At 74.3% G+C, this 24638-nt stretch carries 24 protein-coding genes; 14 read left to right on the top strand and 10 right to left on the bottom strand.

Features of this window, described 5'->3' with window-relative positions; translation table 11 throughout:
* Positions 1–9: 9 nt before the first annotated feature.
* The 4 genes from FJQ57_RS17195 to FJQ57_RS17210 form a co-directional block, all read right to left on the bottom strand.
* Positions 10–768 carry an ABC transporter permease gene (locus FJQ57_RS17195; RefSeq protein WP_139982683.1) on the bottom strand — a complete coding sequence of 253 codons (759 nt, stop codon included), beginning with the start codon at positions 766–768 and terminating at the stop codon, positions 10–12.
* Positions 768–1520, bottom strand: a complete 753-nt coding sequence (locus FJQ57_RS17200) for an ABC transporter permease (protein ID WP_139982685.1) — start codon at positions 1518–1520, stop codon at positions 768–770. Before FJQ57_RS17200 ends, FJQ57_RS17195 begins: the two co-directional genes overlap by 1 nt.
* A complete protein-coding gene (locus tag FJQ57_RS17205) occupies positions 1520–2365 on the bottom strand; it encodes an ABC transporter ATP-binding protein (RefSeq protein WP_139982687.1) in 846 nt (281 codons plus the stop codon). The genes FJQ57_RS17200 and FJQ57_RS17205 overlap by 1 nt, the downstream gene beginning before the upstream one ends.
* Positions 2366–2505: 140 nt before the next feature.
* Positions 2506–3645: a glycosyltransferase family 2 protein gene (locus FJQ57_RS17210; RefSeq protein WP_139982689.1), complete on the bottom strand. Its 1140-nt coding sequence runs from the start codon at positions 3643–3645 to the stop codon at positions 2506–2508.
* A gap of 38 nt (positions 3646–3683) precedes the next feature.
* On the opposite strand from FJQ57_RS17210, the gene FJQ57_RS17215 reads away from it, so the two are divergent.
* The 11 genes from FJQ57_RS17215 to FJQ57_RS17265 all read left to right on the top strand — a co-directional run bounded on the left by FJQ57_RS17215 (position 3684) and on the right by FJQ57_RS17265 (position 15967).
* Positions 3684–4757, top strand: coding sequence for a sulfotransferase family protein (locus tag FJQ57_RS17215; RefSeq protein WP_246081878.1), 1074 nt, complete (start codon positions 3684–3686; stop codon positions 4755–4757).
* A 16-nt stretch (positions 4758–4773) separates the two neighbouring features.
* Complete coding sequence (locus FJQ57_RS17220; RefSeq protein WP_139982692.1) at positions 4774–5733, top strand: glycosyltransferase family protein; 960 nt, start codon at positions 4774–4776, stop codon at positions 5731–5733.
* A 43-nt stretch (positions 5734–5776) separates the two neighbouring features.
* Positions 5777–6823 (top strand): alcohol dehydrogenase catalytic domain-containing protein, encoded by a 1047-nt coding sequence (locus tag FJQ57_RS17225; protein WP_139982908.1) that lies wholly within the window; start codon positions 5777–5779, stop codon positions 6821–6823.
* 179 nt (positions 6824–7002) lie between these two features.
* Complete coding sequence (locus tag FJQ57_RS17230; RefSeq protein ID WP_139982694.1) at positions 7003–8007, top strand: Rossmann-like and DUF2520 domain-containing protein; 1005 nt, start codon at positions 7003–7005, stop codon at positions 8005–8007.
* Complete coding sequence (panC, locus tag FJQ57_RS17235) at positions 8004–8864, top strand: pantoate--beta-alanine ligase (protein ID WP_139982696.1); 861 nt, start codon at positions 8004–8006, stop codon at positions 8862–8864. The genes FJQ57_RS17230 and panC overlap by 4 nt, the downstream gene beginning before the upstream one ends.
* A 54-nt stretch (positions 8865–8918) precedes the next feature.
* Positions 8919–9359, top strand: coding sequence for an aspartate 1-decarboxylase (panD, locus tag FJQ57_RS17240; protein WP_139982698.1), 441 nt, complete (start codon positions 8919–8921; stop codon positions 9357–9359).
* 10 nt (positions 9360–9369) lie between these two features.
* The gene (locus FJQ57_RS17245) at positions 9370–11031 is read left to right on the top strand and encodes an L-aspartate oxidase (protein ID WP_139982700.1); all 1662 of its coding nucleotides are present in this window, start codon (positions 9370–9372) and stop codon (positions 11029–11031) included.
* Between the two features lie 11 nt (positions 11032–11042).
* Positions 11043–11933 (top strand): carboxylating nicotinate-nucleotide diphosphorylase, encoded by an 891-nt coding sequence (nadC, locus tag FJQ57_RS17250; RefSeq protein WP_211349052.1) that lies wholly within the window; start codon positions 11043–11045, stop codon positions 11931–11933.
* Complete coding sequence (locus tag FJQ57_RS17255) at positions 11933–12706, top strand: type III pantothenate kinase (RefSeq protein WP_139982703.1); 774 nt, start codon at positions 11933–11935, stop codon at positions 12704–12706. The genes nadC and FJQ57_RS17255 overlap by 1 nt, the downstream gene beginning before the upstream one ends.
* 90 nt (positions 12707–12796) lie before the next feature.
* Positions 12797–13141: a histone-like nucleoid-structuring protein Lsr2 gene (locus tag FJQ57_RS17260; protein WP_139982705.1), complete on the top strand. Its 345-nt coding sequence runs from the start codon at positions 12797–12799 to the stop codon at positions 13139–13141.
* Between the two features lie 204 nt (positions 13142–13345).
* Positions 13346–15967 carry an ATP-dependent Clp protease ATP-binding subunit gene (locus tag FJQ57_RS17265; protein WP_139982707.1) on the top strand — a complete coding sequence of 874 codons (2622 nt, stop codon included), beginning with the start codon at positions 13346–13348 and terminating at the stop codon, positions 15965–15967.
* Between the two features lie 66 nt (positions 15968–16033).
* On the opposite strand, the gene FJQ57_RS17270 is transcribed toward FJQ57_RS17265, so the two are convergent.
* Positions 16034–16906, bottom strand: a complete 873-nt coding sequence (locus FJQ57_RS17270) for an HhH-GPD family protein (RefSeq protein ID WP_139982708.1) — start codon at positions 16904–16906, stop codon at positions 16034–16036.
* Positions 16907–16969: 63 nt separating this feature from the next.
* On the opposite strand from FJQ57_RS17270, the gene FJQ57_RS17275 reads away from it, so the two are divergent.
* On the top strand, positions 16970–17746 hold the full coding sequence (locus FJQ57_RS17275; RefSeq protein ID WP_139982710.1) for a hypothetical protein: 777 nt from the start codon (positions 16970–16972) through the stop codon (positions 17744–17746).
* A 4-nt stretch (positions 17747–17750) separates the two neighbouring features.
* Here FJQ57_RS17275 and disA read toward each other — a convergent pair whose 3' ends face one another.
* A complete protein-coding gene (disA, locus tag FJQ57_RS17280) occupies positions 17751–18833 on the bottom strand; it encodes a DNA integrity scanning diadenylate cyclase DisA (protein ID WP_139982712.1) in 1083 nt (360 codons plus the stop codon).
* Positions 18834–18874: 41 nt separating this feature from the next.
* Positions 18875–19819: an NADP-dependent oxidoreductase gene (locus FJQ57_RS17285; protein ID WP_139982714.1), complete on the bottom strand. Its 945-nt coding sequence runs from the start codon at positions 19817–19819 to the stop codon at positions 18875–18877.
* A 108-nt stretch (positions 19820–19927) separates the two neighbouring features.
* Here FJQ57_RS17285 and FJQ57_RS17290 point away from each other — a divergent pair, with 108 nt between their 5' ends.
* On the top strand, positions 19928–20425 hold the full coding sequence (locus FJQ57_RS17290; RefSeq protein WP_139982716.1) for a MarR family winged helix-turn-helix transcriptional regulator: 498 nt from the start codon (positions 19928–19930) through the stop codon (positions 20423–20425).
* 42 nt (positions 20426–20467) lie between these two features.
* Here the strand turns inward: FJQ57_RS17290 and radA are convergent, their stop codons facing one another.
* A complete protein-coding gene (gene radA, locus FJQ57_RS17295; RefSeq protein ID WP_139982718.1) occupies positions 20468–21910 on the bottom strand; it encodes a DNA repair protein RadA in 1443 nt (480 codons plus the stop codon).
* A 126-nt stretch (positions 21911–22036) separates the two neighbouring features.
* On the opposite strand from radA, the gene FJQ57_RS17300 reads away from it, so the two are divergent.
* A complete protein-coding gene (locus FJQ57_RS17300) occupies positions 22037–23077 on the top strand; it encodes a LacI family DNA-binding transcriptional regulator (RefSeq protein WP_211349054.1) in 1041 nt (346 codons plus the stop codon).
* A 108-nt stretch (positions 23078–23185) separates the two neighbouring features.
* Here the strand turns inward: FJQ57_RS17300 and FJQ57_RS17305 are convergent, their stop codons facing one another.
* On the bottom strand, positions 23186–23899 hold the full coding sequence (locus FJQ57_RS17305) for a class I SAM-dependent methyltransferase (protein WP_139982720.1): 714 nt from the start codon (positions 23897–23899) through the stop codon (positions 23186–23188).
* 19 nt (positions 23900–23918) lie between these two features.
* The gene (locus FJQ57_RS17310) at positions 23919–24557 is read right to left on the bottom strand and encodes a VOC family protein (RefSeq protein ID WP_139982722.1); all 639 of its coding nucleotides are present in this window, start codon (positions 24555–24557) and stop codon (positions 23919–23921) included.
* Between the last annotated feature and the right edge of the window lie 81 nt (positions 24558–24638).

The following is a 24638-nucleotide window of genomic DNA, read 5'->3' on the forward strand; positions in this document are numbered from 1 at the left end:
TCCTTGTCATCACGCGCTCTTCGAGGCGTGCGGCCGTGGTGACCGTCTGGGGCGGCGGGCTGCCGCGGGGCGCCGGTCGGTGACGCCGGGGGTGCGGGTGAGCCTCTGCGCCAGGGCGAAGAGCCCGTCGAGCAGCAGCGCGAGCGCGGTGACCAGCAGCGCCCCGCCGAGGATGAGGTCGTAGTCGTTGAGGCCGATGCCGCTGGTGATGATGCGGCCCAGGCCGCCGAGGCCGGCGTAGGAGGCGATGGTGACCGTCGAGACCACCTGCAGGGTCGCCGAGCGCAGGCCGCCCAGGACGAGGGGCAGGCCGAGCGGCACCTCGACGCGCCACAGCACCTGCCACTCCGTCATCCCGGTGGCCCGGGCGGCGTCGACGGTGGTGCGGTCGACCGACTCGATGCCGGCGTACGCCCCGGCCAGGATCGAGGGGACGGCCAGCACCACGAAGGCGATGGTGGCGCCGACGATCGGCGCGGTGTCGTAGGAGAGCCAGTAGCCGAAGACCATGAGCAGGAAGAACAGCAGGCCGAGCGTGGGCAGGGCCCGCATGGCGCCGGTGAACCCGATGACGAGCTGGCGGGCGCGCCCGGTGTGGCCGATCCAGCAGCCTAGGGGCAGCGCGATGGCCGCGGCGATGACCATGGAGACCGCCGTGTAGCGCAGGTGCTCCAGCAGCCGGGCCTGGATGGGCAGCGGCGTGGTCGCGCTGGGGTCCCAGTTGGCCGGGTCGGCGATCCAGCGCAGCGCGCTGAGCAGGAACTCCATCAGGCGTCCCCCCCGCCCACGCCGGCGTCGGCCTTGTCGAGCTTGGGCGGGGCGGGCACGGCGGGCCCGCCGGTCGCGGGGTCGGCCACCAGCCCGGCGCGCTTGCGCCCGGCGCGGCCGGGGCGGTTCCACGGCATGAGCACCCGGCCGAGCAGCACGATGACGACGTCGAAGACCAGGGCGACCAGCAGGGACATCAGGATGCCGACCACGACCTCCTCGAGGATGCCGCGCTGCTTGCCGTTGCTGAACAGGTAGCCCAGGTTCTGCGAGCCGATGATGACGCCGACCGAGACCAGGGCGATGGTGCTGACCGCGACGACCCGGATGCCGGCCAGCAGCACCGGCCCGGCCAGCGGCAGCTCGACCCGCACGAAGCGCCCGAACGGCGAGTAGCCGATGGCCGTGGACGCCTCGACGGTCGTGCGGTCGACCGAGGCGAGGGCGTCGGCGGCCGAGCGGGCCATCACCGCGACGCCGTAGATCGTCAGGGCGACCACGAGGTTGAGGGAGTCGAGCACCCGGGTGCCGATGAGGATGGGCAGGATGACGAACAGCGGCAGCGACGGGATCGTGTAGAGCAGGCTGCCGCCGGTGATGACGACCGCGCGCAGCACGCGGTTGCGGTTGGCCAGCCAGCCCAGCGGGATCGAGAGCACGAAGCTGGCCAGGATCGGCACGATCGCGAGCTGGACGTGGTTGATCGTCAGCTCGCGGACCAGGTCGAGGTTGGCCCTCGTCCAGTCGAGCATCAGCGGGCCCCGTCGGCCGGACCGTCGGCCAGCACGCCGATCGGCCGGCCGTCGCCGTCGACCACGATGGTCCGGCCCTTGCCGCCGCCGTCCCCGTCGCGCAGGTGCAGCGTGCGCTTGCCCCGGTCGGCACCCACGAACGAGGCCACGAAGTCGTCGGCCGGCGCCGCGAGGATCTCGGCCGGGCTGCCGGCCTGGGCCACGACGCCGCCCTTCTTGAGGATCACGACCTGGTCGGCCAGCAGGAACGCCTCGTCGATGTCGTGGGTCACGAACACCACGGTCTTGCCGAGGTCCTGCTGCAGCCGCCGCAGCTCGACCTGCAGGTCGGCGCGCACGAGCGGGTCGACGGCCCCGAACGGCTCGTCCATCAGCAGGATGTTGGGGTCGCTGGCCAGGGCGCGGGCCACGCCGACGCGCTGCTGCTGCCCGCCGGAGAGCTGGGCGGGGTAGCGCTTGCCGAGTGCCCGGTCCAGGCCCACCGTGTCGAGCAGCTCGTACGCCGCCTCGCGCGCCTTGGCCTTGGCGGTGCCGGTGAGCACCGGCACGGTCGCGACGTTGTCGACGACCTTGCGGTGCGGCAGGAGCCCGGCGGCCTGCAGGACGTAGCCGATGCTGCGCCGCAGCTGCACCTTGTCGCGGCCCGCGACGTCCTCGCCGTCGATGAGCACGCGCCCGGAGGTGGGCTCGACCATCCGGTTGACCATCCGCAGCAGAGTGGTCTTGCCGCAGCCCGACGACCCGACGAAGACCGTCGTCTGCCGGGAGGGCAGCACCAGGCTGAAGTCCTCGACGGCCATGGTGCCGTCGTCGAACCGCTTGGACACCGACTCGAACTCGATCACGCTGGTGCCCCGTCCCTTGGTTGGAATGCCGCGAGCCGGGACACAGTAACCGGGTCGAGATACCCGATCGGGGGAATTGGCGGCGGCTGGACGCGGGTCGTGGCCGAGTTCACCCCCAGGGCGGAGCGCTGCCGGACCCCTCAGTGCTCGTCGTCGCGCAGCGCCAGGGCAGCCCGGTCGACGCTGCGGGGGTCCAGCCCGGGCACGTCGATCCGCACCCCGTCGTCGTCCTGCACGCGCGGCACCCGCTCCCCGGGGCCCAGCCCGGCGACGTAGGCCATGACGTGGACGGCGTCGTCGCGCCGCCCCTGCTCGACCAGCCAGCCGGTGAGCCGGTGCACGGGCGGCAGCCCGCTGTGGACGAGCGAGCGGCCGGCGTACACCTCGGTGACGCCGGAGCGCAGCAGCTCCCACCAGGCGTCGTCGGCCTCGGGCAGGTGGCGGAAGTAGCGGTGCAGGTCGCCGGGCAGGACCCGGTCGGTGAAGACCTTGCTGACCCGGCCCGAGCCGTACGCCGCCACGTCGGCCTGCGCCATCAGCTTGGTCGCCCACCGGTCGCGCAGGTCGTCGAGCGAGGCCCGCTGCTGGGTGATCGAGGAGCCGTCGGCGCGCTGGCGCCAGTGGTAGACGACCTCGGGCACGACCCCGATGCGGCGCGCCCGGAGGTAGGCCCGGGTGGTGGTCGGCTGGTCCTCGTAGCGGCGGCCCTCGACCCACGCCAGGCCGGCGGCGTCCCAGAAGTCGCGGCGGAACAGCTTGTTCCAGGCGAACACGTCGCCGAGCAGCTCGGGGTGCTGCTCGATGACCAGCGCGGCCCGGTCACGGTGCAGCCGGCGCATCCAGGGCAGCTCGACCAGCTCGCGCGCTGGGTCGGGCCCGTCGGCGGCGTCGGGGTGCCACCAGGCGACCGACCCCGTGACGAGGTCGCAGCCCGACCGGCTGAGCTGGCGGTGGAGCACGGCGTAGGCGTCGGCGGGCACCCGGTCGTCGGAGTCGGCGAAGGTCACGAGCGGGCCGGTGGTGTGCCGCAGGCCCTCGTTGCGGGCCGCGCCGAGACCGCGGTTGGGGGTGTGCACGACCCGCACCCGGGGGTCGCGGGCGGCGTACTCGTCGGCCACGGCACCCGACCCGTCGGTCGAGCCGTCGTCGACCACGACGACCTCGAGGTCGGGCCAGGTCGCCGCGAGCACGCTGTCGAGGCAGGCCGGGAGGTAGGCCTCCACGTCGTACACGGGCACGACGACGCTGATCCGCGGCGGCGGGCGTCGGCTCCAGCGCATGCGCGCGAGGCTACGGGAGGCCGATAGGCTCACGCCCCGTGACCGACGCCCCCGACCACCCCCGCACCGTGCTCTTCGTCGCCGGCGCCGGTCGCAGCGGCACCAGCACCATGGCCGGGCTCGCCAAGATCCTCGGCCTGCACGTGCCGCAGCCCGAGGTGCCGTCGGACGCCACCAACCCCAAGGGGTTCGCCGAGCCGCAGTGGGTCGTCGACCACCACGACCGGCTGCTGCGCGAGGCGGTCGTGCAGGTCAGCGACAGCCGGCCGCAGGCCTGGTTCGACACCGGGCGCGTCAGCACCCGCGAGCCCGAGCGCATCGCCACCGCCGCGTGGCTGGAGTCCCACCTCGCGGTCAACCCCGAGCTGGTGGTCAAGGACCCCCGGCTGAGCTGGTTCCTCAGCCTGTGGCGCGTCGCGGCCATCCGCACCGGCTCCCGCCCGGTCTTCGCGACCATGCTCCGACCGCCGGCCGAGGTCGTCGGCAGCAAGCAGACCTACTACGCCAACAAGCTCGGCTCGGCCCACCTCGCGGCCAGCTGGCTCAACATGCTGCTCCACACCGAGCGCGGCACCCGCGGCACCGAGGGCGGCGCGGACCGCGTCTTCGTCCGGTACGCCGACCTGCTCGACGACTGGACCCGCGTCGTCATGGACGCCGGCGAGCGGCTGCAGCTGCAGCACGTGCTGCACGCCAGCTCCGAGCAGATCCGCGACGGCCACCGCTTCGTCGACCCCTCGCTGCGCCGGATGACGCTCACCCTCGACGACCTCGGCCTGCCGCCGCGGCTGCACGAGCTGGTCGCCGAGACCTGGGCCGAGCTCAACCACCTCGCCGACCAGGGCGGCGACACCGCCGAGCGGCACGCCACCCTCGACCAGCTGCGCGAGGCCTACAGCGACCTGTACGCCGAGGCCGAGGCCATCAGCCGCTCCTCGGTCGTGCACGCCGAGCACGTGCTCCGCGGCCGCGGCCGGCCCGCTCCCGCCCCCGAGCCCGCGCCGGGCCCGGCCCGCGGGGCCGACCGCATCCCGCACGGCCTGCGCGCCGCCGTCCCCCCGTCGGTGCGGCGCGGCCTGCGCAGGGCCGCCGGGCGCGAGCGGCCCCAGTGACCGGGGGAGCGACCCGGTGACCGCCCACGCCGGGCCCACCGGCCTGCGCAACCTCGAGGGCCACGCCGAGTACGACGTCACCTGGCCCTGGGTCGCCGCGGGTGGCGTCCGCGGCCTGCGCTCGGGCAGCACCGCCGTGCTGCGCGTCAAGGACGAGGCGCCGTCGCTGCCCTGGGTGCTCCCGCCGCTGCTGCGGTCGATGGACCACGTGCTCGTCGTCGACAACGGGTCCACCGACGGCACTCCCGAGGTCACCACGGCCACCGCCGAGCGCGCCGGCCTCGCCCACAAGCTCACGCTGGCGTCGTACCCGTTCGAGGTGGCGCGCGCCGGCGCCGAGCACCGCGCCGTGCACGAGCTGTCGGTGCACTCGCTGTCCTACTTCTACAACTGGTGCTTCGCCCAGGTCGGCACCCGCTACTCCTTCAAGTGGGACGGCGACATGGTGCTCACCGCCGAGGGCGAGGCGTCGCTGGCCGACCTGGCCTGGCAGGTCGGCGACGTGCAGTCGATCATCCGCGTCCCGCGCCACGGCCTCTACCTCGACTCGCGAGAGCCCCGGCGCGGCTGGCTCGACCTCGGCCTGCGCAACGCCGAGGAGTGGGGCTTCCCGATCGGCCCGGACTTCGTGTTCACCAAGGCCTTCGAGTGGGAGGTCCGCACGACGCCCAAGCCGGTCGTCTCGATCGGGCTGCCGCACGGGCTGTGCGTGGAGCTGAAGCACCTCGACGGCGACGAGTTCGCCCACTGGACCGACCCGGCGTCGTTCGCCACGAGCTACCGCAACAAGCGCAAGCGGCGCGAGTGGGAGGTCTTCCACGCCCTCAAGGCCGGCGAGGTGCCCGCCGGGGTGCACGCGATCGAGGCGCCCGAGGGCGTGCACGTCGTCGACCACGTCACCCGCACCTGGCTGCCCCAGGCCCCCCGGCCCCTCGAGGTCGGCACCGTCGTCGCGTCCGACGACCAGCGCACCTGAGCGCCGCGTCTGCCAGGCTCGTCCCGTGAACGCCGACGACGGACTGCCGGAGACCATGCGGGCCCAGCGGCTCGACACCCGCACGCGGACCTTCGAGGTGACCGACGTGCCGGTGCCGCGGCCCGGTCCGGGCGACGTCCTGGTCGAGGTGGCGTACTGCGGCATCTGCCACTCCGACCTCAGCCTGCTCGACGGCACGTTCCCGGCCCTCGGCCCGCCGGTCATCACCCAGGGCCACGAGGCGTCGGGCACCATCGCGGCCGTCGGGCCCGACGTCACCGGCTGGCAGGTCGGCGACCGGGTCGTGCCCGCGGCCGGCCGCCCGTGCGGGGAGTGCCGCTTCTGCGCCCGTGGCGCCTACGGGTCCTGCACCGCCCTGCGGCTGATGGCCTTCGCCTACGACGGCGCCTGGGCGGAGTACACCGTGGCCCTGGCCGCCGGGCTGACGCGCATCCCCGACAACGTCTCGATGGAGCAGGCCGCGATCCTGGCCGACGCCGTCTCCACGCCGTACGGCGCCGTGGTGCACACCGCCGACCTGCGGGTCGGCGAGTCGGTCGGCGTCTGGGGTGCGGGCGGCGTCGGCACGCACGTCGTGCAGCTGGCCCGGCTGGTCGGCGCCACCCCGATCGTCGCGCTCGACCTCGACCCGGTCGTGCGGGAGCGGGCGCTCGAGCTCGGCGCCGACCTCGCCCTCGACTCGCGCGCCCCCGACGTGGCCGCCCGGATCGCCGAGGTCACCGACGGCGCGATGCTCGACGTCGCGTTCGACGCCGTCGGCCTCAAGACGACCTTCGAGCAGGGCCTGGCCATGCTCGGCGCGGGCGGCCGGCTCGTCGGGGTCGGCATGAGCGCCGAGGAGGTCTCGCTCGGATCGACCCTCGGCCTCGGGCTGAGCCGCAAGCAGGTCCGCGGCCACCTCGGGTACGACGTCGCCGACATCGGCGTGCTCGCCCGGCTCGTCTCGACCGGCCGGCTCGACCTGTCCCGGTCCATCAGCGGGATCGTCCCGCTCGAGGACGTCGGCGAGGGCATCCGCCGGCTGCAGGAGCGCGACGGCAGCCCGGTGCGGATCCTGGTGCAGCCCTGAGGGGCTGACCGGCCCCGACCGACCGGCCCGCCGGCCGCGGACCGACGCGACGTGCGTCACGTCACGTTCGGCAGACATCGCGGAATCGGCCCGCCTACGCTCGTGTTGACCGTGGTGACAGCACCACACCGAGCACATCGTCTGGTACCCGTTCGCGGGACTGGAACGAAAGGTTCGACATGGCTCACCAGCCCGGCGCGCCCGCGCGCCCGCAGCAGCACCGCATCGGCGTCGTCGGCGCAGGCCGGGTCGGCGCGGTCCTCGCGGCCGCCCTCCGTGCGGCCGGCCACGACGTCGTCACCGCCGCCGGTGAGTCCGACGCCTCCCGCGGCCGGGTGGCCGCGCTGCTGCCCGGGGTCGCGGTGCGCAAGCCGAGCGCCGTCGCGCGCGCCTGCGACCTGCTGCTGCTCACCGTCCCCGACGACATGCTGGCCAACGTCGTGCGCGTGCTCGCCGACAGCGGCGCCCTGCGCCCCGGCCAGCTCGTCGTGCACACCAGCGGTCGCCACGGCCTCGCCGTGCTCGCCCCCGCGGCCGCGGTCGGGGCCCGCATCGTCGCCCTGCACCCCGCGATGACCTTCACCGGCACCGCAGTCGACCTCGACCGGCTGGCCGGCTGCGTCTTCGGGCTCACCGCCGAGCCCGGTGAGCGCGCGGTCGCGGCGTCCCTCGTCGACGACCTCGGCGGTCGCCCGCTGTGGGTGCCCGAGGAGCGCCGCGCGCTCTACCACGCCGGCCTCGCCCACGGCGCCAACCACCTGGTCACCCTGGTCACCGAGGCCATGGAGATCCTCGCCGCCGCCGGGGCCGACGACCCCGCCGCCACGCTGCGCCCCCTGCTCACCGCCGCCCTCGACAACGCCCTCGCCGACGGCGACGCCGCCCTCACCGGCCCGATCGTGCGCGGCGACCTCGGCACGGTCCAGGCCCACCTCGACGGCATCCTCACCGAGGCTCCGACCACCCTGCCCGCCTACCTCGCCCTGGCCCGCGCCACCCTGTCCCGCGCGGTCACCGACGGTCGCCTGCTGCCCATCCGCGCCCTCGCCATGAGCCAGGCCCTCGCGGAGGCCGAGGCCGCGCACCTCGCCGGTCTCGCCGCCCAGCAGCCCGGCCAGCCCGCCCAGCCCGGCCAGCCCGGCCAGCCCGCCGCGGCCGACCCGCCCCTCCGGCGTACGCCGTGACGCGCGTCGCCACGACCCGCGCCGAGCTCGCCGACGCCCTGGCCGAGCGCCGCCACGCGGGCGAGCGGGTCGGCCTCGTGCCGACGATGGGCGCGCTGCACGTCGGCCACGCCAGCCTCATGGACCGCGCCGCCGCCGAGGTCGGCGGCGGCCCCGTCGTGGTCTCGGTGTTCGTCAACCCGCTGCAGTTCGGGCCCGGCGAGGACCTCGACCGCTACCCCCGCACCCTCGACGCCGACCTCGAGGTGTGCGCGGCCCACGGCGTCGACCTGGCGTTCGCGCCGACGGTCGAGGAGGTCTACCCGGCCTGGCCGCCCGCCGTCACCGTCGACCCCGGCCCGCTCGGCACCGTGCTCGAGGGCGCGAGCCGTCCCGGTCACTTCGCCGGCGTCCTCACGGTCGTGGCCAAGCTGTTCGGTCTCGTCCGGCCCGACGTCGCCGTCTTCGGCGAGAAGGACTGGCAGCAGCTCGCCCTGGTGCGCCGCATGGCCGCCGACCTGTGCCTCGGCGTCGACGTCGTCGGCGCCCCGACCGTGCGCGAGCCCGACGGTCTGGCCCTGTCCAGCCGCAACCGCTACCTCGGCCCCGAGGAGCGGCTGGCCGCGGTCGCGCTCAGCCGCACGCTGCACGCCGCCGCCGACGCCGCCGCCCACGGGCTCGCCCCGGCCGTCGACGCGGCCCGGGCCGAGCTGCGCGAGGCCCACAAGGTCGACCTCGACTACCTCGAGATCACCGCCCCCGACCTGTCCCCGCTGCCGGACGACCCGGCACCGGGCACCCCCGCCCGGGCCCTCATCGCGGCCCGCGTCGGCTCGACCCGCCTGATCGACAACGTCCCGCTCACCCTCGGCGCCTGACCGGCCGCCCCACCCGACCTCCACCCATCCCGCCCAGACCACCCGGAGACCCCGATGCTGCGCACCATGATGAAGAGCAAGATCCACCGCGCGACCGTCACCCAGGCCGACCTGCACTACGTCGGCTCCGTCACCGTCGACCAGGACCTGCTCGAGGCCGCCGACCTGCTGCCCGGCGAGCTCGTCCACATCGTCGACATCACCAACGGCGCCCGCCTGGAGACCTACACGATCGCCGGCGAGCGCGGCAGCGGCGTCATCGGGATCAACGGCGCCGCGGCCCGGCTGGTGCACCCCGGCGACCTCGTCATCCTCATCGGCTACGGCCAGATGAGCACCGAGGAGGCCACCGAGCTCAAGCCGCACGTGGTCTTCGTCGACGCCGACAACAAGATCATGGCCACCGGCTTCGACCCCGCCGAGACCTTCGGCGACCCCGGCCTGCAGCGCGGCGACGCGCTCGCCCCGCTGAGCCCCGCCCGACCGAGCCAGTAGCGTCTGCCGGATGCCGACCGCCGTACGCCGCCTGCCCGGCCGCCTGACCGCGCCCGAGCCCGGGTGGACCACCCGCGCCGACGTCGTCGTCGTGGGGTCCGGCATCGCCGGGCTCACCGCCGCGCTGCGCCTGGCCGGACAGGTCGAGAAGGTCCTGGTCGTGACCAAGGACGAGCTGGCGGCCGGGTCCACGCAGTGGGCGCAGGGCGGCATCGCGGCGGCCCTCGGCCCCGGCGACACCCCCGAGCAGCACGCGGTCGACACCCTCGTCGCCGGCGCGGGCGCCTGCGACACCGACGCGGTCCGGGTGCTGGTCGACGAGGGCCCCGAGGCGGTCCGCGAGCTGATCGCGCTCGGGGCGGTCTTCGACCACGACGACACCGGCGCCATCTCGCTGACCCGCGAGGGCGGCCACCACCGCGACCGGATCGCGCACGCCGGCGGCGACGCCACCGGCGCGGAGATCCAGCGAGCGCTCATCGCCGCGGTCGAGGCGGCGCCCGAGATCGAGGTCGTCAAGCGGGCCCTGGCCGTCGACCTGCTGCTCGACGGGGGCGGCGGTGTCGCCGGCCTGACCCTGCACGTGATGGGGGAGGGGCAGCGCGACGGCGTCGGCGCGGTGCACTGCCGCGCGGTCGTCCTGGCCAGCGGCGGGCTCGGCCAGGTGTTCAGCCAGACGACCAACCCCGCGGTCTCCACGGGCGACGGCATGGCGCTGGCCCTGCGGGCCGGGGCGACGCTGCGCGACCTGGAGTTCGTGCAGTTCCACCCGACCGTGATGTGGCTCGGCCCCGACAGCCACGGACAGCAGCCGCTGATCTCCGAGGCGGTCCGCGGCGAGGGCGCCTTCCTCGTCGACTTCGAGGGCGACCGCTTCATGCAGGGCGTGCACCCCCTGGCCGACCTCGCCCCGCGCGACGTGGTGGCCAAGGCGATCATGCGCCGGATGCTCGACAGCGACCAGCCGCACATGTGGCTCGACGCGCGGCACCTCGGGGCGGCGTTCTGGGAGCGGCGGTTCCCGACCATCCTGGCCACCGCCCGCCGCCACGGCGTCGACCCGGTGACCCAGCTCATCCCGGTCGCGCCCGCCTGCCACTACGCCTCCGGCGGCGTCCGCACCGACCTGCACGGCCGCTCCGACGTGCCCGGCCTCTACGCCACCGGCGAGGTCGCCTGCTCCGGCGTCCACGGCGCCAACCGGCTCGCCTCCAACTCCCTCCTCGAGGGCCTGGTGTTCTCCCGGCGCATCGCCCAGGTGCTCCCCGGTGAGCTCCGGCCCTGGTCCGAGCCCGCGCCCGACCGGCGGGTGCCGGGGCTGGTGTCGGGCGAGGTCCGCGCCGAGCTGCAGGAGGTGATGACCTCCCGCGTCGGCGTGCTGCGGGGCGCCACCGGTCTGGCCGAGGCCTCCGCGGTGCTGGAGAAGCTGGCCGGCCAGGAGACGACCGTCGTCGACCTCGCCGCGTGGGAGGCCACCAACCTCGTCACCGTCTCCACCGCGCTCACCGAGGCCGCGACCCTGCGCGAGGAGACCCGTGGCTCCCACTGGCGCGACGACTTCCCCGACCGCGACGACGACCGCTGGGCCGGCCACGTCGACACCGTGCAGGACGACGGCGTCGCCGAGGTCTCCTTCCACCCCGCCCCCGCCACCGACGGAGGACTGTCGTGAGGTTCCACCGCGTGCCCGACGACCTGTGCGCCGAGCTCGAGGCCGCCGGCCTCGACCCCGACGAGGTCCACGACGTCGTCCTGCGGGCCCTGCAGGAGGACCTGCCCGGCGACGGGGTCGACGCGACCTCGGAGTCGACCATCGCCGCCGACGCCCGGGCCGAGGGCGTCTTCGGCGCCCGCCAGGACGGTGTCGTCGCGGGGCTCGCCCTGGCGGCGGCGGTCTTCCGCGTCGTGTGCGGTGACGACGTCGTCGTCACCGACCGGCTCGCCGACGGCAGCCGCGTCGTGGCGGGCGACGTCGTGATGCGTGTCGAGGGGCCCACCCGCGGCCTGCTCACCGCCGAGCGCACCGCGCTCAACCTGGCCTGCCACCTCTCCGGCGTCGCCACCGCCACCTCGCACTGGGTCGACGCGCTCGAGGGCACCCGCGCCCGGGTGCTCGACACCCGCAAGACCCTCCCCGGCCTCCGGGCCCTGCAGAAGTACGCCGTGCGCTGCGGCGGCGGGGTCAACCACCGCTTCGGCCTGACCGACAAGGCGATGGTCAAGGACAACCACGTCATCGCCGCGGGCGGCGTCGTGCCGGCCTTCGAGGCCGTGCGGGCGGCGTACCCGGACCTGCCCGTGGAGGTCGAGGTCACCGACCTCGACCAGCTGCGGGCGCTGCTCGAGGTCGGCTGCACCGAGATCCTCCTCGACAACATGGACGACGCGACGATGGCCGAGGCCGTGCGCCTCACCGCCGCCTCGCCGACGCCGGCCACCCTCGAGGCCTCCGGCGGCCTCACCCTCGAGCGGGCCCGCGGCGTCGCCGCCACGGGCGTCGACTTCATCTCCGTCGGCGCGCTCACCCACTCCGTCGTCGTCTTCGACCTCGGGCTCGACCTGCAGGACCTCTGATGCCCCTGCTCGCCGCCGACGTCGGCAACGCGCACACCGTGCTCGGCCTCGTCGCGGGCGGCGAGGTCAGCGGCGACTGGCGGGTCGCGACCGACGAGCGGCGTACGGCGGACGAGTGGGCGGTGCTGGTGCGCGGCCTCCTCGGGCGGCGGCTGGCCGAGGTCGACGGCATCGTGCTCTGCTCCACGGTGCCCGCGGTGACCCTCGCGGCGCGGGAGATGCTGGGCCGGCACTTCTCCGAGGTGCCCCACCTCGTCGTCGAGCCCGGGGTCCGCACCGGAATTCCGGTGCTCACCGACAATCCGCGCGAGGTCGGCACCGACCGCATCGTGAATTCCCTGGCCGCGGCCACGTTCTTCGGTGGTCCGGCGATCGTCGTCGACTTCGGGGGCACGGCGACGACTTACGACGTCGTGAATGCGGCCGGGCAATACGTCGGTGGCTCCATCAGCCCGGGGATCGAGATCTCCTTGCAGGCGCTCGGCCGCCGCGGTGCGCAGCTGCGGCAGGTCGAGCTGGCCCGACCCCGGTCGGTCATCGCCAAGAACACCGTCGAGGCCCTGCAGTCGGGCATGGTCTTCGGTGTCGCGGCGCAGGTCGAGGGACTGGTGGAGCGGATGATCGAGGAGCTGGGCGTCGATCCCGACGACACCACGGTCATCGCCACCGGTTACCTGGCGCCGCTGGTCGTCGAGGAGTGCGACTGCTTCACCCACGTCGATCCGTGGCTCACCCTGAAAGGCCTCGAGCTCGTCTTTTCGCGCAATTCCTGAATTCACGCTTTTCTGCCATGATGGCGAATATCCCGGTGTCGTCGAATGCGACGACAAACCACGTCCACACGGCAGAAGGAATTCCCCGCCATGGCACAGAAGGTCAACATCGTCCTCGTCGACGACATCGACGGGTCGGAGGCGACCGAGACCGTCGCGTTCGGGCTCGACGGCACGTCCTACGAGATCGACCTCAACGACGAGCACGCCCAGCAGCTGCGTGACGCCCTCGCCGGCTACGTCGGCAACGCCCGCAAGGTGGCCAGCGCCCGCCGCGGCGGCGGCCGCAAGTCCTCCTCGTCGTCCTCGGCGGCCCCCGCCGGCGGCGCCAGCGCCGCCGAGGTCCGCGAGTGGGCCCGCTCCAACGGCTACGAGGTCCCCGAGCGCGGCCGCATCCCCGCCGAGATCCGCGAGGCGTTCGACGCCGCCAGCTGAAGATGCCCCCGCAGCACCGCTGACCCGTCGTGCACCTGCGACGGGTCAGCGTCGTCCGGGGCGGGCTCGGCGGCCGTTGTTCGCTGTCAGCGGACGCCGTTGGGGTGGATGACGGAACGCGTAGGCTGGCTGCGGGGTTGTACCTCCCGTACCCCTCCCTCCACCCAGGAATGGACGGGGACCCCAGGACCAGAGGAGCAATGCATGTTCGAGCGGTTCACTGACCGAGCTCGCCGGGTGGTCGTGCTGGCCCAGGAAGAGGCCCGCATGCTCTCCCACAACTACATCGGCACCGAGCACATCCTGCTCGGTCTCATCCACGAGGGCGAGGGCGTCGCCGCGAAGGCGCTCGAGAGCCTCGACATCTCCCTCGAGGCGGTCCGCGCCCAGGTCGAGGAGATCATCGGCCAGGGCCAGCAGGCGCCCTCGGGCCACATCCCGTTCACCCCCCGCGCCAAGAAGGTGCTCGAGCTGTCCCTGCGCGAGGCGCTGCAGCTCGGCCACTCCTACATCGGCACCGAGCACATCCTGCTCGGCCTGATCCGCGAGGGCGAAGGCGTCGCGGCCCAGGTGCTGCAGAAGCTCGGCGCCGACCTCAACCGCGTCCGCCAGCAGGTCATCCAGCTGCTCTCGGGCTTCCAGGGCAAGGAGTCGACCGCCGCGGCGGCCGCCGCGACCGGTGGCAGCGACGCCCCGTCGTCCTCGCTCGTGCTCGACCAGTTCGGCCGCAACCTCACCCAGGACGCCCGCGAGGGCAAGCTCGACCCGGTGATCGGTCGCGAGACCGAGATCGAGCGGGTCATGCAGATCCTCTCGCGCCGCACGAAGAACAACCCGGTGCTCATCGGTGAGCCGGGTGTCGGCAAGACGACGATCGTCGAGGGCCTGGCCCAGGACATCGTCAAGGGCAACGTGCCCGAGACGCTCAAGGACAAGCAGATCTACACCCTCGACCTCGGCGCGCTGGTGGCCGGCAGCCGCTACCGCGGTGACTTCGAGGAGCGCCTGAAGAAGGTGCTCAAGGAGATCCGCACCCGCGGCGACATCGTGCTGTTCATCGACGAGATCCACACCCTCGTCGGCGCCGGTGCGGCCGAGGGCGCCATCGACGCCGCCAGCATCCTCAAGCCGATGCTGGCCCGCGGCGAGCTGCAGACCATCGGCGCGACCACCCTCGACGAGTACCGCAAGTACCTCGAGAAGGACGCCGCGCTCGAGCGCCGCTTCCAGCCGATCCAGGTCGCCGAGCCGTCGATCGCCCACACGATCGAGATGCTCAAGGGCCTGCGCGACCGCTACGAGGCGCACCACCGGGTCACCATCACCGACGAGGCGCTGGTCTCGGCGGCGACGCTGGCCGACCGCTACATCTCCGACCGCTTCCTGCCCGACAAGGCCATCGACCTCATCGACGAGGCCGGCTCGCGCCTGCGCATCCGCCGGATGACCGCGCCCGCCGACCTGCGCGAGTACGACGACAAGATCGCCGAGGTCCGCTCCCGCAAGGAGGCGGCCATCGACGGCCAGGACTTCGAGGCCGCCGCGCGCCTGCGCGACGAGGAGAAGCAGCTCATCAACAAGAAGGCCGAGCGCGAGAAGCAGTGGCGCGCGGGCGACATGGACGAGGTCGCCGAGGTCGACGAGGAGCTGATCGCCGAGGTGCTCGCCGTGGCGACCGGCATCCCGATCGTCAAGCTGTCCGAGGAGGAGTCGAGCCGGCTGCTCAAGATGGAGGACGAGCTGCACAAGCGCGTCATCGGTCAGGAGGAGGCCGTCCGGGCGCTCAGCCGGGCCATCCGTCGTACGCGTGCCGGGCTCAAGGACCCCAAGCGTCCCGGCGGGTCGTTCATCTTCGCCGGGCCCTCGGGCGTCGGCAAGACGTGGCTGTCGAAGACGCTCGCCGAGTTCCTCTTCGGTGACGAGGACTCCCTCATCCAGCTCGACATGTCGGAGTTCAGCGAGAAGCACACCGTCTCGCGGCTCTTCGGCTCGCCCCCGGGCTACGTCGGCTACGAGGAGGGCGGTCAGCTGACCGAGAAGGTGCGGCGCAAGCCGTTCTCGGTCGTGCTGTTCGACGAGGTCGAGAAGGCCCACCCCGACATCTTCAACAGCCTGCTGCAGATCCTGGAGGAAGGTCGCCTGACCGACTCCCAGGGCCGGGTGGTCGACTTCAAGAACACCGTCATCATCATGACCAGCAACCTGGGCACCAAGGACATCGCCAAGTCCGTCCACCTGGGCTTCAACCAGAGCGGCGACGCGGCCGGCTCCTACGAGCGGATGAAGGGCAAGGTGCAGGACGAGCTCAAGCAGCACTTCCGGCCCGAGTTCCTCAACCGTGTCGACGAGATCATCGTCTTCCCGCCGCTCAGCCAGGAGCAGATCGTGGCGATGGTCGACAACATGATCGCCTCGGTCGAGCTGCGCATGCGCGACCGCGACATGAAGATCGAGCTCACCCAGGCCGCCAAGGACCTGCTGGCCGTGCGCGGCTTCGACCCGGTCCTCGGCGCCCGCCCGCTGCGCCGCACGGTCCAGCGCGAGATCGAGGACACCCTCGCCGAGAAGATGCTCTTCGGCGAGGTCGGCCCCGGCCAGATCGTGCTGGTCGACGTCGAGGGCGAGGGTCCGACCGCGACCTTCACCTTCAAGGGCCAGAAGATGGGCGAGCTGCCCGACCTGCCGCCGTTCGAGACCGCCGAGGTCGGCGGCCCCGACCTCAGCAAGACCGAGGACGGCCCGGTCGACATCAAGAAGGCCGGCCCCGGCGACACCGAGGGCGGCGCCGCCGGCCTCGCCGACGGCCCCGGGACCGGCACCCTCTAGGTCCCACCAGCACCACCTCACGCTGACCCGTCGCACTCGTGCGGCGGGTCAGCGTCCTTTTCCCGGTCAGGGGAGGGCCCAGGTGTCGGGACCGACCTGGGTGACGAGGTCGTCCGCGAGCAGGGAGGCCAGGCAGCGGGCGCGCTGGGCCTCGTCGGGCCAGGCCGCGTCGAGGCTGGAGCGGTGCACGGGGCCCTCGGCGTCGCGCAGCACCGCCAGCAGCCGTCCGCGCACCTGCCGGTCGGTGCCGGCCCAGGTCTGCACCTTGCGCGGCGGCCCGTCGTACGCCGGGTGGCCGGCCGCCCGCCACGCGCACTGGTCGGCCAGGGGGCAGGCACCGCAGCGCGGCTTGGCCGCGGTGCACACGAGCGCTCCGAGCTCCATGACGGCCACGGCCCAGGTGGCGGCGGTGGCCTCGTCGTCGGGCAACAGGCCGGTGGCGACGCTGCGCTCGGCGCGGGTGACCGAGGTGCCCGGCAGCTCGACGCCGCCGACGGCGCGGGCGAGGACCCGTCGCACGTTGGTGTCGAGCACGACGTGGCGGCGGCCGTGGGCGAAGCTGGCGACGGCGGCCGCGGTGTAGTCCCCGACACCGGGCAGGGCGAGCAGCTCGTCGTAGGAGGCCGGCACCTCGCCGCCGTGCCGCTCGACGATGGCGACCGCGGCGGCGTGCAGGCGGAGCGCGCGGCGGGGGTAGCCCAGCCGGCCCCACGCCCGCACGGCCTCCCCGGTCGGCTCGGCCGCCAGGTCGGCAGGGGTCGGCCAGCGCTCCAGCCACGCCTCGTGCACCGGGAGGACCCGGGCCACCGGGGTCTGCTGCAGCATCAGCTCCGAGACCAGCACCGACCAGGGCGAGGCCTCGGGGCGGCGCCACGGCAGGTCGCGCTGGTGCTCGGCGTACCAGTCCAGGACGGGGGCGTGGAGCGGGGAGTCGGGCACCCCACGATTGTCCGCGGTGCGCCTCCCCGGCTCGGCGGGGGTCGGTGGCTAGCGTGACGTGCCATGGTGACGCGTGGTCCGCTGCCCCGGGCGGTCTACTGGCGCCGGCGCGCGGTGCTCGCCGGCACCGCGGTGCTGCTCCTGGTCGCCACCGTCGACCTCGTCGGGGGCGACGACGGCCCGCCGCCTGCCGCCGAGACCGCCGCCCGCACGGGCGCCGAGCCGTCGGCGCCCGCCAGCACGCCCAGCGACCCGCTCGTCGGGCCGACCGCCGGCGAGCAGGGCCGCGGCGGCAGGAACGGCGGGAACGGCGGGAACGGCAAGGGCCGCGGCGCCCGGCCGCAGCCGACCGCCCCGACGACCCCGGCCGCGCCCGCGCCCCCGGCGCCGTCCGGCACCTGCGACGACGCCGACGTGCTGGTGACGCCGGTGATGTCGTCGGCCGAGGCCGGCCGTCCGGTGCTGGTGACCCTGAGCCTGCGCACCCGCACGGCCCTGGCCTGCACCTGGCAGATCGACCGCGAGCACCTCGCCTACACGATCACCTCCGACGGCGAGGACGTCTGGTCCAGCAGTGAGTGCCCGGCCCAGGTGCCCAGCGACCCGGTCGTGCTGCGCCGCGACTTCATCACCACCTACCGGCTGGCCTGGAACGGTCGCGAGTCGAGCCGGGAGTGCCCGAGCGGCATGGACCGGGCGCCGGCCGGGACCTACGAGGTGCAGGCGGCGGCGATCGGGGGCGAGCCGTCCGAGGTCGTGCCGTTCACGCTGACCGAGCCCGTGGAGCCCGAGCGGCTCGGCCCGGCCCTGCCGAAGGGCGCCGGAGCCGGCCGCGGCTGAGGCCTCAGACGTAGCGCTCGAGGATGGTCGACTCGGCCAGCCGCGAGAGCCCCTCGCGCACGCTGCGCGCGCGCAGCTCGCCGACGCCGTCGACGACCTGCAGGTCGTCGATGCCGGCGCTGAGCAGCTTCTGCAGGGTGCCGAACTGCTCGACCAGCCGGTCGACGACGGGGGCGGGCAGGCGGGGCACCTTGGCCAGCAGGCGGTAGCCGCGCGGGGCGACCGCCCCGTCGAGGTGCTCGCTGGCGCCGAGCCCGAGCACGCGGGCCGCCGACGCGGGGTCGACCAGCTCGGTCGGTGAGAGGGCCTCGAGCTTGGCGAGCAGCACCTCCGGCGAGGTCTGCCGCCGCCCGGCCGGGACGTAGTCGCGGATGACGAGCTCGCGCTCGGCATCGACGCCGGTGACCAGCTCCTCGAGCTGGAGGGCGAGCAGCCGGCCGTCGGTGCCGAGCTCGAGCACGTAGTCCTCGATCTCACGCGCGATGCGGGTGACCATCTCGAGTCGCTGGGCGACGACCGCGACGTCGCGGACGGTCACGAGGTCCTCGATCTCGAGGGCGGACAGGGTGCTGGAGACCTCGTCGAGGCGCAGCTTGTAGCGCTCGAGGGTCTGCAGGGCCTGGTTGGCGCGGGAGAGGATCTGGCCGGAGTCCTCGAGCACGTGCCGGGTCGCGCCGACGTAGGCGGCGATGATCTGCATCGACTGCGAGACCGAGATGACCGGGAACCCGGTCTGCTTGGCGACCCGGTCGGCGGTGCGGTGGCGGGTGCCCGTCTCCTCCGAGGGGATCGTGTGGTCGGGCATCAGGTGCACCGCGGCCCGGTGGATGCGGGTGAGGTGCGCGTCGACGATGATCGCGCCGTCCATCTTGGCCAGCTCGCGCAGGCCCGTGGCCGTGAACGGGACGTCGAGCACGAACCCGCCCGTGGCGATGGACTCCACCGTGCGGTCGTGGCCCACCACGATGAGGGCGCCGGTGCGGCCGCGCAGGATGCGCTCGAGCCCGTCGCGCAGCGCCGTGCCCGGCGCGGTCTGCGCCAGGGTCGCCCGCAGGCGCTCCTGCTCCTCGCTGCGGCCGTCGGTCACGGGAGAAGGCTAACCGGCCCACCTCGTCGATGCCCGGGACATCACCACCCTGGGCGCACGACGACCTTGCCGGCCAGGTCGCCGGCGGCGGCCCTGGCGTGGACGCTCGGCAGGTCGGCCAGGGCGACGCGCTCGGCGACGTCGACGACCAGCTCGCCGCGGTCGACCCGGGCGACCAGCTCGGCGAGCTGCCGGCGGTCGCTGCGGACGTAGAAGTCGACTGCTCGGACCCCGCGGGCCTCGTCGCCCGGGGTGGCCATCCAGACGGTCGTGCTGACGACCACGCCGCCGTCGGCCACCGCCGCCACGAGGGCGGCGAGCCGCTCGGGGGTGACCGGTGCGAGGTTGAGCAGCGCGTCGACCGGCGCGGACAGCGCGGCCCCCAGGTCCTCGGTCCCCGGGTCGAGCACCTCCGCCGCCCCGCGCTCCAGCAACCGGTCGCGGTGGCGCGGAGCCGCGACCGCGATGACGACCGCGCCCGAGGCCCGGGCCAGCTGGACGGCGTACAGGCCGACCGCGCCGCCCGCCCCGTTGACGAGCACCCGCTGGCCGGCGCGCACCCCGGCCGCCTCGAGGGCCTGGAGCGCGGTGAGCCCGACCAGCGGGAGAGCAGCGGCATCGTCCAGGGGGACCGTGGTCGGCGCAGGCGCCAGGTCCTCGACCGACGCGCGGGCATGATCGGCCGCGGCCCCGTCGTCGGTGAACGGCAGGAACCCGACCACCCGGTCGCCCACGGCCAGGCGGGACCCCTGGGTGCCCGGTCCGAGCGCGGTCACGGTGCCGGCGAGGTCGAGCCCGGGCACGTGGGGGAGCGTGACCGGCATCGGGCCCTGCATGGCCCCGGCACGGATGTTGGCGTCGACGCCGTTGAACGACGTCGACGCCACCGCGACGAGCGCCTGGCCCGGGCCCGGCGTGGGGACGTCGACCTCCTCGAGGTGGAGGACGTCGGCGGCGCCGTACTGGTGGAAGCGGATGGTCTGCATGGTGGTCTCCTCGGTCGGTGCTTCGAAGTCGAAGCATGTGGTGACCGTAGCGCTGCTTCGATTTCGAAGCAAGTGCTTCGAGTTCGAAGTTTCCTGTAGAGTGGGGCCGTGCCCTCGGACCCACCCCGCCTCGACCCCGTGCAGCTCGGCGCCTACTTCGCCCTCATGGACGTCGCCGGGATGCTGCGGCACCGGGTGGAGCAGCAGCTCAAGGAGGAGGGCGACCTGAGCTACGTGCAGTTCCAGCTGCTGGCCCGGCTCGCCCTGGACTCGACCGACGGGAGCGCGCGCATGACGGACCTCGCCGACGGCGTGGTCTACAGCCGCAGCGGACTGACCTACCAGGTGGGGCTGCTGGAGAAGGCCGGCCTGGTGACGCGAGCGGCGTCGCAGGAGGACGAGCGCGTCGTCGTGGTCACGGTCACCGAGGAGGGCCGGTCCCGGGTGCGCACGGTGCTGCCCGGCCACGTCGATGTCGTCCGCGACCAGCTCGTGGCCGCCCTGCCGGGGGCTGGCATCGGCCAGCTCGCCGACCTGCTGGCGCCGGTGCGCGACCACATGCGCGCCGCCCCGCCGCGCTCGGCCGCGACGCGACGGGGACGCTGAGCCGTCGGACAGGCCCCGGGAGGCGCCGCGCGACGAGCGGGATCAGCGCTCGTCGGCGCCCTCGACCACCTCGAGGGCGTGCTTGGTGCGGGCGTCGAGGTGGAGCAGGTGCAGCGCTGACCGGACGTCGCGGACCTCCACGACCCGCATGCCGTCGACCACCTGGTCCGACGCGATCGGCTGGGGGTGGTGCCGCCCGGCGGCCGGGGCCGGGACGACCGCCATCTTGAAGCCGAGGCGGGCGGCCTCGGCGAGGCGCTGGGGCAGGTCGCGGACCCGGCGCAGCTCGCCGGCCAGCCCGATCTCGCCCATGGCCACGACGCCGACCGGCGGCGGCGTCACGTAGGTCGCGGAGGCGAGCGCCACCGCGACGGCGAGGTCGCTCGCGGGCTCGGAGAGCCGGGCTCCGCCCACGGTGGAGGTGAACACGTCGTGGGCGTGCAGCCGCACCCCGCAGTGCTGCTGCAGCACCGCGAGCACCATCGCGATGCGAGACCCGTCGAGGCCGGAGGTGGTGCGCCGCGGCCGCTCGTGCGGGGACGGCGTCACCAGGGCCTGCACCTCGGCCAGCAGCGGGCGGCGGCCCTCCATGGTGACGGCCACGCAGGTGCCGGCGACCCGGCCCTGCAGGTGCTCGACGAACAGGCCCGTGGGGTCGGCCACCGCCGTGATGCCGTCGGCGGCGAGGTCGAAGCAGCCGACCTCGTCGACCGGGCCGAACCGGTTCTTGACCGCCCGCACCATGCGGAAGCGGCTGTTGCGGTCGCCCTCGAAGTGCAGCACCACGTCGACGAGGTGCTCGAGGACCCGCGGCCCCGCGATGCCGCCGTCCTTGGTCACGTGGCCCACGAGCACGGTGGCGATGTCGCGGGTCTTGGCGACGCGCACCAGCGCGGCCGAGACCTCCTTGACCTGGGTCACGCCGCCGGGCACGCCCTCGACGCCCGCCGCGCCGATGGTCTGCACCGAGTCGACGACGATGAGGTCGGGCCGCACCTGCTCGATGTGGGTGAGCACCGCCCCGAGGTCGGTCTCGGCCGCCAGGAACAGCTCGTCGTGCACGCCGCCGGTGCGGTCGGCGCGCAGCCGCACCTGGCCCGCGGACTCCTCGCCGGTGACGTAGAGGACCCGCCGGCCGCTGCGCGCGGTCTGGGCGGCGACCTCGAGCAGGAGGGTGCTCTTGCCGACGCCGGGCTCGCCCGCGAGCAGGATGGCCGCCCCGGGCACGAGGCCCCCGCCGAGCACCCGGTCGAGCTCGGCGACGCCGGTGCCGCGGAAGGCCGCCTCGGAGACCCTCACCTGGCCGATGGGGACGGCCGGGCTCGTGACCGGGCCGGCGGCCTGGCGCTGGGTGGGTGCGCTGGCCTCGGCGACCGACCCCCACGCCTGGCACTCGCCGCACCGGCCGACCCACTTGGCGGTCTCCCAGCCGCACTCGGCGCAGCGGTAGCTCGGTCGCGGGGCGCGGGTGGCGGTCTTCGGCATGCCGGGCACGCTAGACGGGACCGCCGACAGTCCTGGCCGGGACACCCGGGCGCCGCGCGCATCCATCGGTCCTGCGCGGCGACGTGCGGCTAGACTCCCGCCTTGGATCGATCCAGAGGAGGCCGCGTGGAGCGCAACGGACGGGCCGCGTCGCGCGTGCCGACGTTCGCGCCGACCCTCGCCGACGTGGCCGAGCGGGCCGGCGTCTCGCGGCAGACCGTCTCCAACGCGGTCAACAACCCCGACCTCCTGCGCCCCGACACCCTCGCCCGTGTGCAGGAGGCCATCGCCGACCTCGGCTACGTCCCCAACCGCGCCGCCCGCAACCTGCGCACCCGCGCCTCCCACCTGGTCGGCCTGCGGCTGAGCCCGGTGCAGGAAGGCACGGCCAACGCCGCGATGGACCGGTTCGTGCACTCGCTCGTGTGGACCTCGCGCGAGGCGGGCTACCACGTGCTGCTGTTCTCCGGCGAGGGTCCCGACCCGCTCGAGGGCTACGAGGACCTGCTGCGCTCCACCGCCGTCGACGCCTTCGTGGTCACCGACACCTTCCTCGGCAACCCGCAGGCCGCCTGGCTGCGCGAGCGGCGCGCGCCGTTCGTGGCCTTCGGTCGGCCCTGGGACGACGCCGACGCCCGGCACCCCTGGGTCGACGTCGACGGCGCCGCCGGCACCGAGCTGGCCACCCGCCACCTGCTCGAGAAGGGCCACACCCGCATCGCCTGGATCGGCTGGCGCAAGGACTCCTTCATCGGCGAGGACCGTCGCGCCGGCTGGACCCGCGCGGTCCGCGAGCACGGCCTGTCGACCACCGGGATGGCCTCCCGCGTCGAGGACACCGTCTGGAGCGGCCGCGAGGCCAGCGCCGTGCTCCTCGACGAGGCCCGGCCCACCGCGTTCGTCTGCGCCTCCGACACCCTGGCCATGGGCGTGCTGCACACCCTGGCCGAGCGCGGCCTGCACCCCGGGCGCGACATCGCCGTCGTCGGGTTCGACGACTCCCAGGTCGCCCAGGTCGTGCACCCCGGCCTCACCTCCGTGCGCCAGCCGCTCGAGGAGGTCGCCATCGCAGTCGTCCGGGCGCTGGAGGACCTGCTCGCCACCCCGTCGTACGTCGGCGAGGGGCTGCTGCTCGCCCCCGCGCTGACGGTCCGCGGCAGCTCCTGAGCCCAGCCGCCGGAGACGGACTGGCAGGTCGCGGCGGCACGCCGTCGACCGACGCCTATCCCGGGCGTGTCGGCCCGGTTCGCCAGTCGGTCCACGACGGGGCCGGCCTCAGAAGGTCCGCGACCACACGTTGACGGCGTAGTCGACCTCGACGCCGTCGTGGTGGCGCAGGGCCTCCTCGGCCACGGCGGGCGGGAGCTCGATGCGCACCACGGCCTCCAGGTCGGCGCGGGAGCCGAACCGCCACCCCATGTCGACGGGGGTGCGGGTCCAGCCGCGGGTCACCCAGAACCGCTCGACCTCCGCCGGTGAGGGCAGGTGCGGGTAGCCGCGGCGGAACCACGCCCCGAACGTCGAGCGGGAGCCGTCGTTGTCGATGACCAGGGCGGTGCCGCCGCGGCGCACCACGCGGCCGAGCTCGGCGAGGCCGGGCTCGCAGCCGGGGCCGAAGAAGTAGGCCCACCGGGCGTGCACGACGTCCACGGAGCGGTCGGGCAGCGGCACGTCCTGGGCCGTGCCGGGCAGGCAGCGCACGGCCGGCCCGAGCCGCGCCGCACGACGACGGGCGAGGGCCAGGAGGTCGGGGTGCGGCTCGACGCCGACCACCTCGCGGGCGGCCCGGGGTCCCTGGGCGAACAGCGGCAGGTGGAACCCGGTGCCGCAGCCGAGGTCGAGCACGGTGCGGCCGGACCAGTCGGCGAGCGACTGCAGCGCCGACCAGAGGCGGCCGTCGGGGTCGACGGCGCGGTTCTCGACCTCGTACGTCGTCGTGTGCTGCCAGATGTTGGGGCTCGGGACGGCACCCTTCAGCGGCCGTGCCACCACCCGGACCGCGGCAGCGTCAGATGCGGACGAGGCCCGCGGGCGTCGTCACCTGGGCGGCGAGGATGCCGGGGGTGCCGTGGGGGGCGACCCACTCGACCTTGACGTCCTCCAGCGGCGCCTCGACGGTCTCGCCGAGCCACTCGCTGACCCGCTGCGGGTCGCCGGCGATCTCGAGGCAGGCCAGCGCGAGGGTGTCGTCACCCCCGGCCGACGGGTGCTGCTCGGCCGGGCTGTCCCACTGCACGAAGAACGGCAGCTGCGGGTCGGCGATGAGGCCGTTGATGCCGATCTGCTTCCACAGCAGCTCGGTGCCGTCGGGCCGGTGCCGGTTGCCGGCGACCGCGGCCCGGCCGAGGCGCTGCTCGACCACGGTGATGTCGTCGACCGCGACGACCCAGCCCAGCCAGCCGCCGCCGAGCGCGGAGCGGGCCTTGACGGCCTGGCCGAACGGCGCCTTGTCCGACGCCGGGTGCTCGAGCGCCTCGACGACCTCGAGGTAGGTGCCGTCGGCGAGACCCAGGGTGCGGTTGCGGGTGCCGAAGCGGGGGTGGATGCCGCCGTCGACGAAGTCGCGCCCCAGGAGCTGGCCGATGCGTGCCGCGGTGGCGTCGAGGCCATCGGGTCCGGCGGCGTAGGAGAGGTGGTCGAGGCGCATGGCGACGATTGTGCGCCAGTGGCCGACCTCACCCGTGAGGCGGGGGGTGGGTGTCTTGACGTCGAGAGGCCTGGACCGGCT

It is taken from the genome of Nocardioides litoris (assembly GCF_006346315.1).
Taxonomy (GTDB): domain Bacteria; phylum Actinomycetota; class Actinomycetes; order Propionibacteriales; family Nocardioidaceae; genus Nocardioides; species Nocardioides litoris.